At 63.1% G+C, this 12993-nt stretch carries 14 protein-coding genes; 3 read left to right on the top strand and 11 right to left on the bottom strand.

Going from position 1 to position 12993, the window contains the following annotated elements; genetic code table 11:
- Window positions 1-169: 169 nt before the first annotated feature.
- Window positions 170-721, bottom strand: a complete 552-nt coding sequence (locus BMX61_RS02655; RefSeq protein ID WP_075627709.1) for a YceD family protein — start codon at window positions 719-721, stop codon at window positions 170-172.
- Window positions 718-1263: a ubiquinol-cytochrome C chaperone family protein gene (locus BMX61_RS02650; protein WP_075627880.1), complete on the bottom strand. Its 546-nt coding sequence runs from the start codon at window positions 1261-1263 to the stop codon at window positions 718-720. Before BMX61_RS02650 ends, BMX61_RS02655 begins: the two co-directional genes overlap by 4 nt.
- A 288-nt stretch (window positions 1264-1551) precedes the next feature.
- Between BMX61_RS02650 and BMX61_RS02645 the strand changes: the two genes are divergently transcribed.
- A complete protein-coding gene (locus BMX61_RS02645; protein ID WP_075627881.1) occupies window positions 1552-2013 on the top strand; it encodes an outer membrane protein assembly factor BamE in 462 nt (153 codons plus the stop codon).
- Between the two features lie 78 nt (window positions 2014-2091).
- Here BMX61_RS02645 and BMX61_RS02640 read toward each other — a convergent pair whose 3' ends face one another.
- The 3 genes from BMX61_RS02640 to ribH form a co-directional block, all read right to left on the bottom strand.
- The gene (locus tag BMX61_RS02640; RefSeq protein WP_075627710.1) at window positions 2092-4227 is read right to left on the bottom strand and encodes a sodium-translocating pyrophosphatase; all 2136 of its coding nucleotides are present in this window, start codon (window positions 4225-4227) and stop codon (window positions 2092-2094) included.
- Window positions 4228-4549: 322 nt separating this feature from the next.
- Window positions 4550-5044 (bottom strand): transcription antitermination factor NusB, encoded by a 495-nt coding sequence (gene nusB, locus BMX61_RS02635; RefSeq protein WP_075627711.1) that lies wholly within the window; start codon window positions 5042-5044, stop codon window positions 4550-4552.
- On the bottom strand, window positions 5041-5502 hold the full coding sequence (gene ribH, locus BMX61_RS02630; protein WP_075627712.1) for a 6,7-dimethyl-8-ribityllumazine synthase: 462 nt from the start codon (window positions 5500-5502) through the stop codon (window positions 5041-5043). Before ribH ends, nusB begins: the two co-directional genes overlap by 4 nt.
- A gap of 162 nt (window positions 5503-5664) precedes the next feature.
- Here ribH and BMX61_RS02625 point away from each other — a divergent pair, with 162 nt between their 5' ends.
- Together BMX61_RS02625 and BMX61_RS02620 are read left to right on the top strand one after the other, a co-directional pair.
- Entirely contained in the window at window positions 5665-6201 is a 537-nt protein-coding gene (locus tag BMX61_RS02625) for a GNAT family N-acetyltransferase (protein ID WP_075627713.1), read from the top strand.
- Window positions 6202-6341: 140 nt separating this feature from the next.
- Complete coding sequence (locus BMX61_RS02620; protein WP_075627882.1) at window positions 6342-6860, top strand: GNAT family N-acetyltransferase; 519 nt, start codon at window positions 6342-6344, stop codon at window positions 6858-6860.
- Between the two features lie 7 nt (window positions 6861-6867).
- On the opposite strand, the gene BMX61_RS02615 is transcribed toward BMX61_RS02620, so the two are convergent.
- The 6 genes from BMX61_RS02615 to ldtR all read right to left on the bottom strand — a co-directional run bounded on the left by BMX61_RS02615 (window position 6868) and on the right by ldtR (window position 12911).
- The gene (locus BMX61_RS02615; protein WP_075627714.1) at window positions 6868-7491 is read right to left on the bottom strand and encodes a riboflavin synthase; all 624 of its coding nucleotides are present in this window, start codon (window positions 7489-7491) and stop codon (window positions 6868-6870) included.
- A complete protein-coding gene (gene ribD / locus BMX61_RS02610; RefSeq protein WP_075627715.1) occupies window positions 7491-8582 on the bottom strand; it encodes a bifunctional diaminohydroxyphosphoribosylaminopyrimidine deaminase/5-amino-6-(5-phosphoribosylamino)uracil reductase RibD in 1092 nt (363 codons plus the stop codon). The genes BMX61_RS02615 and ribD overlap by 1 nt, the downstream gene beginning before the upstream one ends.
- Before the next feature lie 3 nt (window positions 8583-8585).
- Window positions 8586-9059, bottom strand: coding sequence for a transcriptional regulator NrdR (nrdR, locus tag BMX61_RS02605; RefSeq protein ID WP_075627716.1), 474 nt, complete (start codon window positions 9057-9059; stop codon window positions 8586-8588).
- Window positions 9060-9068: 9 nt separating this feature from the next.
- A complete protein-coding gene (gene glyA, locus BMX61_RS02600; RefSeq protein ID WP_075627717.1) occupies window positions 9069-10367 on the bottom strand; it encodes a serine hydroxymethyltransferase in 1299 nt (432 codons plus the stop codon).
- A 222-nt stretch (window positions 10368-10589) separates the two neighbouring features.
- Window positions 10590-11909, bottom strand: coding sequence for a L,D-transpeptidase family protein (locus tag BMX61_RS02595; RefSeq protein ID WP_075627883.1), 1320 nt, complete (start codon window positions 11907-11909; stop codon window positions 10590-10592).
- 486 nt (window positions 11910-12395) lie between these two features.
- The gene (gene ldtR, locus BMX61_RS02590; protein ID WP_075627718.1) at window positions 12396-12911 is read right to left on the bottom strand and encodes a transcriptional regulator LdtR; all 516 of its coding nucleotides are present in this window, start codon (window positions 12909-12911) and stop codon (window positions 12396-12398) included.
- Window positions 12912-12993 lie beyond the last annotated feature (82 nt).

The following is a 12993-nucleotide window of genomic DNA, read 5'->3' as shown; positions in this document are numbered from 1 at the left end:
GCCAGAGAGGGCCGGCCGGGCCTGAGGCTCTTGCGCCCCGGTGATCGCTGCCGGGCTGCTGGCCGCTGCGGCCCCTGGCACGGTTTTCAATCCGCATTAACCACGAGACCGTCGGAAAGCCGCGTCCATCGCACAGGCGACATCCGAATGTACCGCCCTGCCCTCCGCGTCAATCCTTTTTCCAGTCCTTCAGGACGGCAAAGGGATTGGGGCGCTTGTCTTCCACGGCTTCGTCTTGTTCGGCTTGCGCAAAGGCGACGCCCGGCTTGCGGGGATAGGGATCGATGCCCAGCGCGGCATATTCAGCCACGGCCGCACCGATATCGATCTCATCGCCCTCGAAAACATCGGGCATATCTGGACCATCGGGGTCGATGAACATCTCGGCGCTGTCATTGGCAGCAATGCGGGCAAGCCGCGAGTCCTCCGGCACGAAGATCGCTTCCACCTGTTCGTCGATGTCGCCTTCCACCGGCTCAAGCGTCACGACGCAGGCCTGCACCAGCTTCGCCCGGACGCGTCCCGCCATCTTCACGCCGTCACGCTTCCAGCGCGTCAGCTTCACGTCCGCGACAAGAGAATGGATCTCAAGCACCTGCCAGAGCTTGGCGAGCGCGGCGCGTTCGCGGTCATCCGCCTCCACATGCACCTCAAGCGGGTTGTGCGACACATGGCCAACGCGGATGCGATAGGAAAAGGGCGGTCTGTCTTTCAAGGTCATTGTCCGTTTGTCCCGGAGATCAGGCTCAGGCGGCCGGTTTCCACCTGCGCTTCCGTCATGGCGGAAAGCCGCGCCTCCGCCTCTAGCATATAGTGTGCAAGCCCGGCCATATCAGGCGCATCGGCGCCCGCCTGGGGGTAAAGATTGCGCGAGAGCGCATCTGCCAGCGCCTGCGCATCGCCCTGGTCGAGTGCCGCCGCATAGCTTTCCAGGCGGCCATAGAACATGCCGGCCAGCCGTTTCATCCGCTTCGGCACGCTGACATCGCCCACGCCCAGTTCCCGGATCGAATGATCGACATCCTCGAAGAAGGCGTCGATGATTTCCTGCGCGATCTCCTGGCCGGCGCGGCCACTGGCGCGCGTGCGGCGGAAATAAAGGATCAGCACCGCCGAAATCATCTCGAAGCGGCCCATGACCGTATCGGGCACGCCACGCTCGGCATAGAGAAAGGGCTGCCGGGCAGACTCCGTCAGCGCCTGATACTGGCGGGCGACGATCGCCGCATTGCCGTTTTTTTTGCCGAACAGCCCGAAGACCATGATTACGCCTAGGTTTGCCTGCTTCAAAAAGCCGAGAGGGCCATTCATCCGAGCAACGGCCGCGCATCGTCATGTTGCATGATCGCGGAAGCTGGTTTACCGAAGCAGGTACAAAAAGCAATGGCGCGGCCGCGAGGCCCGCCCGCCGCATTCATCCATGCGGCTGCAGTCCAGGGGTAGATGTCGTTGACGAGACGCATTTTCAAGACACGGAAGCTTTCGCGGACCGCCAATCTGACGATCGCAGCCAGGGAGGCTGGGTTCAGGCATCGCGCGCTCCTGGCGCTGATGCTCTCGGCCGCGGCCGTATCCGGCTGCAGCGCAACAGGCGACTCGCTCGGCCAGACCTATAATCAGGGCTATGTGGTCGACCAGCAGACTCTGGCGCTCGCCCCCGTCGGCTCCAGCCGCGAGCAGGTGCTGCTTTCGCTCGGCACCCCTTCGACAACCGCGACATTCGACAATGAGGTGTTCTACTACATCTCGCAGAAGCGCCATCGCGCCGCCGCCTTCATGAAGCCGAAGATCGTCGATCAGTCGATTCTCGCCGTCTATTTCGATGCCAATGGCACCGTCGCGAAACTGGCTCATTACACGCTGCAGGACGGCCGCGTCTTCGATACGATCTCGCGCACCACGCCGACGGGCGGCAAGGAAATGACCTTCCTTGGCCAGGTTCTGAGCGGCAATGGCATCGGCAAGAGCATGGCGAAATCGATCTTCGCCGATGGCGGCAACGGCAACAATTAAAGCCGGGCCTTGCCGGTGGATTAAAAAGACCCCGCGCGACGTTGGCGTCGCGCGGGGTTTTTCATGCGCCGTTCGATCTCAGGCCAGAACGGCCAGCAGCAAGAGCGCAACGATATTGGTGATCTTGATCGCCGGATTGACTGCGGGGCCCGCCGTATCCTTGTAGGGATCGCCGACCGTGTCGCCCGTCACGGATGCCTTGTGCGCCTCAGACCCTTTGACATGGCGCACCCCGTCCTTGCCGACGAAACCATCCTCGAAGCTCTTCTTGGCATTGTCCCAGGCGCCGCCGCCCGAGGTCATGGAGATGGCCACGAACAAGCCGTTAACGATGACGCCAAGCAGCGAGGCGCCAAGCGCGGCAAAGGCTGAAGCCTTGGAACCCGAAAGCGCAAGTACGCCGAAATAGACGATCACAGGCGCCAGCACCGGCAGCAAGGACGGCACGATCATCTCGCGGATGGCCGCCTTGGTCAGCATATCGACCGCGCGGCCGTAATCCGGCCGGTCGCGCCCTTCCATGATACCGGGCTTTTCGCGGAACTGCCGGCGCACTTCCTCGACCACCGCGCCGCCTGCACGGCCCACCGCCGTCATGGCGATGCCGCCGAAGAGGTACGGCACCAAGCCGCCGAAGATCAGCCCCGCCACCACGTAAGGGTTGGACAGATCGAAAGAGATCGCGCCGACATCCGCGAAATACGGATAGCGGTCGCCATGCGCGGCGAAATAAGCGAGATCGTTGGCGTAAGCCGCAAAAAGCACCAGCGCGCCTAGACCGGCAGAGCCGATGGCATAGCCCTTGGTCACCGCCTTGGTGGTGTTGCCGACCGCATCGAGCGCGTCGGTGACCTTGCGCACCTCCGGCGGCAGATGCGACATTTCGGCGATGCCGCCGGCATTGTCGGTCACCGGGCCGAAGGCGTCCAGCGCCACGATCATCCCGGCAATGCCGAGCATGGCCGTCACCGCGATGCCGGTGCCGAAGAGGCCGGCGAGCTGATAGGTGGCGATGATGCCGCCGACGATGACGATCGCCGGAAGCGCGGTCGATTCGAGCGAGACGGCCAGGCCCTGGATCACATTGGTGCCATGCCCGGTGACCGACGCCTGGGCGATGGAATTGACCGGCCGCTTGTTGGTACCGGTATAATATTCGGTGATCACGACGATCAGCGCCGTCACGATCAGCCCGACAAGTCCGCAGGCAAACAGGTTGGTGCCGGTGACGTCGCGGCCCGCAACCGAGCCGAGCGATCCCCAACCGACCGTCAGCGTCGTAGCGATGGCAAGGCCGATGATCGACAGGAAGCCTGTGGCGATCAGCCCTCGATACAGCGCGCCCATGATCGAGCCATTGGCGCCGAGCTTGACGAAGAAAGCGCCGGCGATCGAGGTCAGGATGCAGGCGCCGCAGATTGCGAGGGGATAGAGCATGGCGGTTTCGAGAACCGCCGTTCCGGCGAAGAAGATCGCGGCCAGCACCATGGTGGCGACGATGGAGACGGCATAGGTCTCGAAAAGGTCGGCGGCCATGCCGGCGCAGTCGCCGACATTGTCGCCGACATTGTCGGCAATAGTGGCCGGATTGCGCGGGTCGTCCTCGGGAATGCCCGCCTCGACCTTGCCGACGAGATCTCCGCCGACATCGGCGCCCTTGGTGAAGATGCCGCCGCCCAGGCGCGCGAAGATCGAAATCAGCGAGGCGCCGAAGCCGAGCGCCACGAGCGTGTCGATCACCTCACGCGAGCCGGGCTCAAGCCCCATGAACACCGTCAGGATCATGAACATCACGGATACGCCAAGAAGCGCCAGGCCAGCAACCAGCATGCCGGTGATCGCGCCGGACTTGAAGGCGATGTCCAGCGCCGAGGCCAGGCTCACGGAGGCGGCCTGTGCGGTGCGCACATTGGCCCGCACGGACACATGCATGCCGATAAAGCCGGCCGCGCCCGAAAGCACGGCCCCAACCAGGAAGCCGATCGCAGCCATGGCGGACAGCAGCGCCCAGGCCGCCAGGAAGACGACGACGCCCACCAGCGCAATCGTCCCATATTGCCGTGTCAGATAGGCCTGCGCCCCCTCCCGAATAAAACCCGCGATCTCACGCATGCGTTGGTTGCCCTGATCCGCGGCCAGGACGACGCGCGTCGCCCAGACCGCATAGATCACGGATACCAATGCGCATGCGATGACGCCGACTAGAATGCTCATCACGCTTTTTCCTCCTCCGGCGACCGGCGGGCGATGCCCTTGACCGGTGGCGCCTCTCCTCCCCAGGCCCGCGCCTCCTCAAGCTTGGACCATGGATGTGGCAGAGTGCTGCGGCGGCAAAAGCGCGTCAAGCGCCCGCGACGCGTGCGACCGGGGGCGATTCGTCACAAGCCTAAAGAAATGCGGGGATGATGCGTCAAAGGCGGCCGCGATGGCGGAGAAGGGCCGCAAAGCGGGCTGGAAGACACGTCCAGCCGCTCGCCGAGGCGGGGGGATCGCCGCGCAGCACCTGTGGCGCCGCGCGGCAGAACCGACAGGAAGCCTACTTGCGCACGTCGGTGCGAATCTGCCGGGCGATTCGGTCCAGCACGGCATTGACGAGGCGCGGCTCGTCCTCCTCGAAAAAGGCACGCGCGATTTCGACATATTCGGTGATGATCACGGCGACAGGCACGTCGCGCCGCTCGACCAGTTCGAACGTGCCTGCACGCAGAATGGCGCGCACGGTCGAGTCGAGACGGGAGAGCGCCCAGTCGTCCTGAAGGGCAGACTTGATCATCGGGTCCAGCGTGCGCTGGTCGCGCACCACGCCCGAGACGATCGAGCGGAACCAGCCGGTATCAGCCTTCAGATAGGTGTCGCCATCGATATCCTGCCCCAGGCGATGGATTTCATATTCGGCAACGATTTCCAGGACGCCGGTGCCACCGATATCCATCTGGTACAGCGCCTGCACGGCCGCCAGGCGCGCGGCACCGCGCTGGTTGACTTGCTTGACGGCAGCGGGGCCGTCGTTTTCAGGGGTCGGATTGGTCACGGCTGGCCGCTCAATTTCTTCTTCAGGTCGATCATGGTGAGGCAGGCACGCGCGGCAAAGCCACCCTTGTCGCCTTCGGACTTGCGGACACGCGCCCACGCCTGTTCGTCATTTTCCACGGTCAGGATACCATTGCCAAGGGCCAGGCTTTCGCTGACGGCAAGATCCATCAGCGCGCGCGAGGATTCATTGGCGACAATGTCGAAATGATAGGTCTCGCCGCGAATGACCATGCCAAGCGCGACGAAGCCGTCATAATAGGTGCCGCCCTCATCTGCTCCGTCGAGCGCCATGGCAATGGCTGCGGGAATTTCCAGCGCGCCGGGAACGGTAACGACATCATAGGTCGCACCCGCTTCCTTCAGCGCGGATGTCGCGCCATCGAGCATCGCGTCGGCCATATCGTCATAAAAACGGGCTTCGACAATCAGGATATGGGGCTTGTCAGAATCGGTCATAGGTCATCCTGGCGTCAATGATGCGCGTGAGCTTTCCGGAATCTGGGCGGTCAGACCACGGCTTGCCGCACTTGGCAAGCGATTTTCGTGTAGGACGGCCCGGCCCAGCTTTCCAAAATCATCCCAATGCAGATGATTGGCATCTAAAGGAGTCGTCGCCTCATGCAAAGCATGCCGGACATCATGACAGATCGATTGATCCTGCGTCCGCATCGGCGTGACGATTACGACGTCTTTTGCGATCTATGGGCGCATCCGGATGTGGTCCGCCATATCGGCGGCAAGCGCTTTACCGCAGAAGAGAGCTGGATGCGACTCATGAACCGGCCCGGCATGTGGCACTTCATGGGGTTCGGCTTTCTGGCAATCGAGGAGCGTGCAACGGGTCGCTTTGTCGGAGAGGGCGGATTTCATGAGGTACGGCGCGACATGACGCCCTCCCTTATCGGCACGCTGGAGATGGGCTGGGCTCTTCTACCGGCCTTTCACGGCAAGGGTTACCCCTTCGAGGCCATGAAAGCCATGATCGACTGGGCGGACAAGACTTTTCCCGGGCGAACGATGACCGCCATCATCGCTCCTGACAACGCGCCATCTTTCAAGCTCGCTTCCAAGCTTGGCTTTTTGGAATATGCGCGCACCGATTATCATGGCGAGGTGGTGGTGCTGCGCCGGGAGGTTGCCCAAGACGCGGCCTGACGCGCTCGCCGACACGCCTTTTCGCGCGCAAACGCATCGACACGTGAGGTCTCCTTAACCTCTGCTGGCTTTCAATGGGCTTGGACGCCGCGCGCGATCGCGCGTCCAGCCGCCCGTCCGCCTGCCTGGAACCGATGCCGATGCAGTCCATTCCCACCATCGAGACCGAGCGCCTCGTCCTCAGGCCCTATCGGCGCGACGACTTTGCGCCCTATGCGCATCTCTTCGCCGATCCTGAGGTCACGCGCTTCATCGGCGGCATACCCTACTCGCGCGAGCAGGCCTGGGCCCGCTTCCTGCGCCAGGTCGGCATGTGGCATTATTTCGGCTTCGGCTTCTTCGCCATCCAGGAACGCGCAACAGGCGCCTTCATCGGCGAGGCGGGTTTCCACGACCTCCACCGCGTCATCACCCCGTCGATCGAGGGTTCAATGGAGACCGGCTGGGCGATCGCCACCACCGTTCACGGCCAGGGCTATGCGACAGAAGCCGTCGGCGCTGCCCTTACCTGGGCGCGCAAGAGCTTTCCGACCACGCGCAAGACCTGCCTGATCGACATCGCCAACCGCGCATCGCTGCGGGTTGCCACCAAGCTCGGCTTTCGCGAGGTGGCGCGCACGGTCTATCACGGCGCCACGGTGGTAATCTCCGAGCGCTGAGGCTTTCTCAGGCCGCAGGGCGCGGCGCCGGAAATTCCGCGAGCCTGGCGGCGTAGCGTGCCATGGTGTCGATCTCGAAATTCACGCGATCGCCGGCCTTGCGCTCACCCCAGGTGGTGACCTCCAGCGTATGGCGAATGATCAGGACGTCAAAATCCGTGCCATGAACGGCATTGACCGTGAGCGACGTTCCATCGAGCGCTACCGAGCCCTTGGGCGCGACGAACCGGGCAAGATGCTCGGGCGCGCGCAGGCGAAACCGCGTCGCCTCCCCCTCGTCCTCGACCGACAGGATTTCCGCGGTGTCATCGACATGGCCGGCGACCAGATGGCCGCCCAGCTCGTCGCCGATCTTCAGCGAGCGTTCGAGATTGATGCGCGTGCCGACCGTCCAGCTGGCAATGGTGGACAGCCGCAGCGCCTCCTCCCAGGCTTCGACCTCGAACCAGCGCTCGTTCGACCCTCCTTCCGGCAAAGCGACGACGGTCAGGCAGACGCCGGAATGGGCGATAGAAGCGCCGATATCGATGGTCTTCGGATCATAGGCCGTGGCGATCTTGAGCTTCACGCCCGCATCGAGCGGACTCGTTTCGGCAACGGTGCCGACATCGGTGACGATACCGGTAAACATCAGCGGATCCTTTCGAAATCACGGGCGCGGTCAAGGCCGAAGCGCTCTTCCTGCACCAGTGCGAAACGCTCGGCAAGATCGTGCGTGCGCAACGGTGTGTCCACGCCAACAGGGCCAATGCGTTTGTCGCTCTCGAAAAGCAGGATGCGATCCACAAGATCCGCATCGAGAAAGGCGCGGGCAACCGCCGCGCCGCCTTCCACCATCACGGTCGAGATCCCTTCCTCGGCCAAATGCGTGAGCAGCGCCTGCAGGTCTTCGGCTTCGATAATCCGCACGCCTCGCGCTTCGAGCGCGCGGGCCGCCTCCGGCTTGCGGGCGCGCGCATGTGGCAGGGCAACCACGCAGGTTGGTATCGCGGTCGCCGTTCGGGCGAGCTGGCTCTCCGGCGCGAGCGTCAAATGGCGGTCGAGCACCAGACGCAGCGGCGAGCGATCCTCCAGCCCGTCCAGCCGCACATTGAGCAGGGGATCGTCGGCCGCAGCCGTGCCGATGCCGATCAGGATGGCATCGCATTCCGCGCGGAGGCGGTGGACGGCCCCGCGCGATTGCGGACCGGTGATTGCCACCTGCCCCTCGCCCCGGCGGCCGATCAACCCATCGGCAGAGACTGCAAGCTTCAGGATCACGCGTGGCCGGCCGAGCAGCTTGCGGGTGAGATAGCCGGCGAGCAGCCGCCGTCCCTCCGCCTCCATCAGGCCGGTTTCCACTGCGATGCCGGCCGCGCGCAACCTCTCAAGACCGCGGCCAGATACCCTCATGTCCGGATCCTGCAAGCAGACGACGACGCGCGCCACACCGGCCGCCACGAGCGCATCGGCGCAAGGCGGCGTCTTGCCGAAATGCGAGCAGGGTTCGAGCGTGACGTAGGCGGTGGCGCCGCGTGCCAAAGCTCCTGCCTGCGCGAGCGCCTGCGGCTCGGCATGCGGCCGCCCGCCCCGCGCCGTCACGCCCTCGCCCAGAATGGTTTCGCCATCAGGCGCAACGATAACGCAACCGACCGACGGATTAGAGCCGGTGGTGCCAAGATGGATGCGGGCTAGCGCCAGCGCGCGCATCATGAAGCGGGCATCGTCGAGCGCCGCCATGATCGATCAATGTCCGGGATCGCGGCTGATCTTGGCCGAAATCTCGGAGATCACCTTCTCGAAATCGTCGGCATGGGAGAAGTCGCGATAGACTGAGGCGTAGCGCACGAAGCCGACATCATCGAGACCTTTCAGCGCTTCGAGCACCTGCAGGCCGATCTGCTCGGAAGCGATCTCGTTTTCGCCCGAGCTTTCCAGCCGGCGGACGATGCCGGAAACCGCGCGCTCGATACGCTCGCGATCGACCGGGCGCTTGCGCAGCGCAATCTCAAAGGAACGCATGAGCTTGTCCCGGTCGAAAGGCACCTTCCGGCCGGTCTTTTTGATCACCATCAACTCGCGCAGCTGCACCCGTTCGAAGGTCGTAAATCGACCGCCGCAATCAGGACAGATCCGCCGGCGGCGAATGGCCGTGCCATCCTCCGCCGGACGCGAGTCCTTCACCTGGCTGTCTTCCGATCCGCAATAGGGGCAGCGCATGCGGGCCGGTTACAGGTAGGGATACATGGGGAAGCGGTCCGTCAGAGCGACGACCTTGTCGCGCACGGCAGCCTCGACGGCGGCATTGCCCTCGTCGGAATTGGCGACCTTCAGCCCGTCGAGAACCTCGACGATCAGATTGCCGATCTCGCGGAATTCCGTCTCCTTGAAGCCGCGCGTCGTGCCGGCCGGCGTGCCCAGACGGATGCCGGAGGTGACGAAGGGCTTTTCCGGATCGAAGGGAATGCCGTTCTTGTTGCAGGTGATATAGCCGCGGCCGAGCGCGGCTTCCGCACGCTTGCCGGTGGCGTTCTTCTTGCGCAGGTCGACCAGCATCAGATGGTTGTCCGTGCCGCCGGAAACGATATCAAGGCCGCCGGCCACCAGCGTTTCCGAGAGCGCCTTGGCGTTCTTGACGATCTGTGCGGCGTAATCCTGGAAATCGGGCTGCAGCGCCTCGCCGAAGGCAACCGCCTTGGCGGCGATGACATGCATCAGCGGGCCGCCCTGCAGGCCCGGGAAGACCGCCGAATTGAACTTCTTGGCCAGATCCTCATCATTGGTCAGGATCATGCCGCCACGGGGCCCGCGCAGCGACTTGTGCGTGGTGGTGGTGGCCACATGGCAATGCGGGAACGGCGACGGGTGCTGGCCGCCAGCGACGAGGCCGGCAATATGGGCCATGTCGACCATCAGATAGGCGCCGACCTCATCGGCAATCTCGCGGAAGCGTTTCCAGTCCCAGATGCGGGAATAAGCGGTGCCGCCGGCCAGAATCAGCTTCGGCTTGTGCTTGCGCGCCTTCTCGGCCACGTCGTCCATGTCGAGAAGATGATCCTCTTCGCGCACGCCGTAGGAGACGACGTTGAACCACTTGCCGGACATGTTGACGGGCGAGCCATGGGTCAGATGCCCCCCGGAGTTCAGGTCGAGGCCCATGAAGGTGTCGCCCGGCTGCAGCAGCGCGAGGAACACGGCCTGGTTCATCTGCGAGCCGGAATTCGGCTGCACATTGGCGAAATTGACGCCGAACAGCTTCTTGGCGCGCTCGATCGCCAGATCCTCGGCGATATCGACGAACTGGCAGCCGCCATAATAGCGCTTGCCTGGATAGCCCTCGGCATATTTGTTCGTCATGATCGAGCCCTGCGCTTCGAGAACGGCGCGCGAGACGATGTTTTCAGAGGCGATCAGCTCGATCTCATGCCGCTGGCGGCCGAGTTCTTTTTCGATCGCGCCAAAGATTTCCGGGTCGGCATCGGCGAGCGAGCGGGTGAAAAAGGCTTCATGGACAGCGGTATGGCTCATCTGAAGAACTCCTTGCAGGACGTGGCACGGTGTTTATCGTCCTCGCATGGCAAGGGCAAGCCGCGCAGGACGTTTTGCGCCATTTGCCACACCGCGCGCGGCTTGAGCTGCAAGAACCAATGAAAGCAAGAGGACAGAAACGACGAAGACCGCGCCCGGGCAGGACGCGGTCTGACATGTGCAGCGCTTCGCCATTCCGTTTCCGGCAGAAGGCAATCGGGCTTATTGCGGCAGGCCGTCGGCCCCACCGGTGACAGGCTCGATCGCCGTTGTTGTCTGCAGCGCCAGCTCCTGCGCACCATCAAGCTGGTAGATGTCGTCGCGGAACTGCACGACGCCATCCTTGGCGGCCCAGGCGGTGATATATTTGAAATAAACAGGCACTTCCTCGGCCAGCTTGATCGGCGAATTCTGCCCGCCCCGGATCGTCGCCTCGATCTGCTGGCGCGACCAGCCGGGCGTCTCCTTCAGGAGCCAGGTGGCAAGGTCGCGGACGTTCTGCACGCGCACGCAGCCCGAGCTTTCGAAGCGGGCGAGCTTGTTGAACAGGCCCTGCTGCGGCGTGTCGTGCATATATTCGTTGTTCGGATTGTGGAAGTTGATCTTGGTCGAGGCCATGGCGTTGATCTTGCCGGGGTCCTGGCGGAAGGTCAGGTTCGGTGCCTTCTCGGCGTTCCAGTCGATCGACTCAGGCGAAACCTCGTTGCCGCTGCCGTCGATCAGCCGGATAGCGTTTCTCTTCAGATATTCCGGGTCCTTGCGCATCAGCGGCACGATGTCCTTTTCGACGATCGAACGCGGCGCGGTCCAGTAGGGGTTGAGGATGACCTCGTAGATCTTGGAATTGATGATATGGGTCGGGCGCGACAGACGACCGACGACGGCGGTGTGGCGCTGCACGACGCGACCATTCTCCACCGCTTCGATATAGGCGGCGGGAATATTGACCATGACGAAGCGGCGACCGAGATCGCCGGACATCGACTGCAGGCGCACCAGATTGGTGTTGAGCTGCTGCAGGCGGACATTGGCCGAGACATCCATCGCCTTAACCGAATAATCGCCCATAACACCATCCGGCGGCAGACCATGGCGCGCCTGGAAGCGCTTGACCGCGCCGTCGACGTAAGAGTCGAAGGAATTGGAAACGCCGGCTTCGCGTGGCAGGTCACCGGCAATGATCAGCCACTGGCGGAGTGCCTGCACGGACGGGTCGCTGACGCCGAGCTGCAGCTTGACCTGCGGATCGACCTTCGGCCAGCCGCCATTGGAAACGATCTGCTGATACTGGCCGATGGCAGCCTGGGTGTTGTAAAGCGTGTCGAGGCCGAAGATCGGATTGTTCGAGGTCACCGAAACGGCGGTGCGCGACGCCTTGGCGTCGAACTGGTCGTCCCACATGCCCCGGCGCGGCGCGTCGATCACATCCTGCAGCGAATCCTGCGCAAACGCATTGCCTGCCACCGCAGCGGCGCCAAAGCCCGCGGCCGAGCGAAGGAAAGTGCGACGGGAAAAGGGCTTGCGTTCGGTTTTCTTCGACATCATCCTACCATCCATGCTGCAATTCATCACCCGGGCGCAGCGATATCATCGTCATGGTTAAGAAACGTTCATATCTTAAGCCCCTGTTGGGGTGATCGACTTCAAACGTTCTCAACGCTTCGTGAGAGGTACCATCGGCGAGCGGTCAAAGCCGCCTGCATCGACCAAGAGCAGACGCCACGATCGGACCGAAGCGACCGCGTCAAATGACGGGGTTTTCCGTGATTTCCGGTGCCACACCAATATGGCCAAAGCGTGTTTCGCGCGAGGGCGCGACGCAGGCGCGAGATGCGTTGCGCTGCAATGGTGTCTTTCGCGCAACAGGTTTTGCGGTGGCCCATCGAGAGGCCGGATGGCCTGGAACAGCCAAGCCGAACCGAAGGGCACGATGATCTGAAAGATTGGAGATCAAGCCCGACAAAAACAAAGGCCGGCCGTTCCCTGGGCGAGAGCGTCCGGCCTTGGCGAAATCTTGAGACCTCGGCGTTACATCCGATAGGCGATGGTGTCGTTCCAGAAGCGGTCCAGCCGCTGCAGCAGGCGGTTCATCTGGCCGAATTCGTCGGTGCCGATGCCGCCGACCTTCTGGATCGAGCCGATATGGCGCTCGTAAAGGCGGGCAACGGTTTCGGCGATCTCCTGGCCGGCTTCCGTCAGGCTGATGCGCACGGCGCGGCGGTCGATGCGCGAGCGCTGGTGGTTGATCAGCCCGAGATCGACCAGCTTCTTGACGTTATAGGAGACGTTGGAGCCGAGATAATAACCACGGGAGCGAAGCTCGCCGGCGGTGAGTTCGGAATTTCCGATGTTGAACAGGAGCAGGGCCTGGATCGGGTTGACGTCGCTGCGCCCCTGGCGGTCGAACTCGTCCTTGATGACGTCGAGCAGGCGGCGGTGCAGGCGCTCCACGAGGTGGAGTGACTCCATGTAGAGAGCCAGAATTGCTTCTTCCTGGGAATCCTTGGCAGGCGCAGGCTGCGCCTTGAGCTTGGCGTTGAGCATGATGGGACCTCTTCCTGTTTCGCTTGGCGGTGTTTGTTTTTTCCCGCCTTGGAGGAAAGCCTATCGAATGCCCATAAAACTC

The sequence above is a fragment of the Xaviernesmea oryzae genome (genome assembly GCF_900109605.1).
GTDB classification, from domain to species: Bacteria; Pseudomonadota; Alphaproteobacteria; order Rhizobiales; family Rhizobiaceae; genus Xaviernesmea; species Xaviernesmea oryzae.
The sequence above is the reverse complement of the archived record's forward strand: the minus strand, read 5'-3'. Positions and strand labels throughout refer to the sequence as shown.

Excerpts from the sequence above, each read along its gene's own strand:
- BMX61_RS02620 (WP_075627882.1), top strand. The coding sequence starts at position 6,342 with ATGCAGTCCATTCCCACCATCGAGACCGAGCGCCTCGTCCTCAGGCCC.
- BMX61_RS02645 (WP_075627881.1), top strand. The coding sequence starts at position 1,552 with ATGCTCTCGGCCGCGGCCGTATCCGGCTGCAGCGCAACAGGCGACTCG.
- glyA (WP_075627717.1), bottom strand. The coding sequence starts at position 10,367 with ATGAGCCATACCGCTGTCCATGAAGCCTTTTTCACCCGCTCGCTCGCC.
- BMX61_RS02655 (WP_075627709.1), bottom strand. The coding sequence starts at position 721 with ATGACCTTGAAAGACAGACCGCCCTTTTCCTATCGCATCCGCGTTGGC.
- BMX61_RS02595 (WP_075627883.1), bottom strand. The coding sequence starts at position 11,909 with ATGTCGAAGAAAACCGAACGCAAGCCCTTTTCCCGTCGCACTTTCCTT.
- ribH (WP_075627712.1), bottom strand. The coding sequence starts at position 5,502 with ATGACCGATTCTGACAAGCCCCATATCCTGATTGTCGAAGCCCGTTTT.
- nrdR (WP_075627716.1), bottom strand. The coding sequence starts at position 9,059 with ATGCGCTGCCCCTATTGCGGATCGGAAGACAGCCAGGTGAAGGACTCG.
- BMX61_RS02625 (WP_075627713.1), top strand. The coding sequence starts at position 5,665 with ATGCAAAGCATGCCGGACATCATGACAGATCGATTGATCCTGCGTCCG.
- BMX61_RS02615 (WP_075627714.1), bottom strand. The coding sequence starts at position 7,491 with ATGTTTACCGGTATCGTCACCGATGTCGGCACCGTTGCCGAAACGAGT.
- ldtR (WP_075627718.1), bottom strand. The coding sequence starts at position 12,911 with ATGCTCAACGCCAAGCTCAAGGCGCAGCCTGCGCCTGCCAAGGATTCC.
- BMX61_RS02640 (WP_075627710.1), bottom strand. The coding sequence starts at position 4,227 with ATGAGCATTCTAGTCGGCGTCATCGCATGCGCATTGGTATCCGTGATC.
- BMX61_RS02650 (WP_075627880.1), bottom strand. The coding sequence starts at position 1,263 with ATGGTCTTCGGGCTGTTCGGCAAAAAAAACGGCAATGCGGCGATCGTC.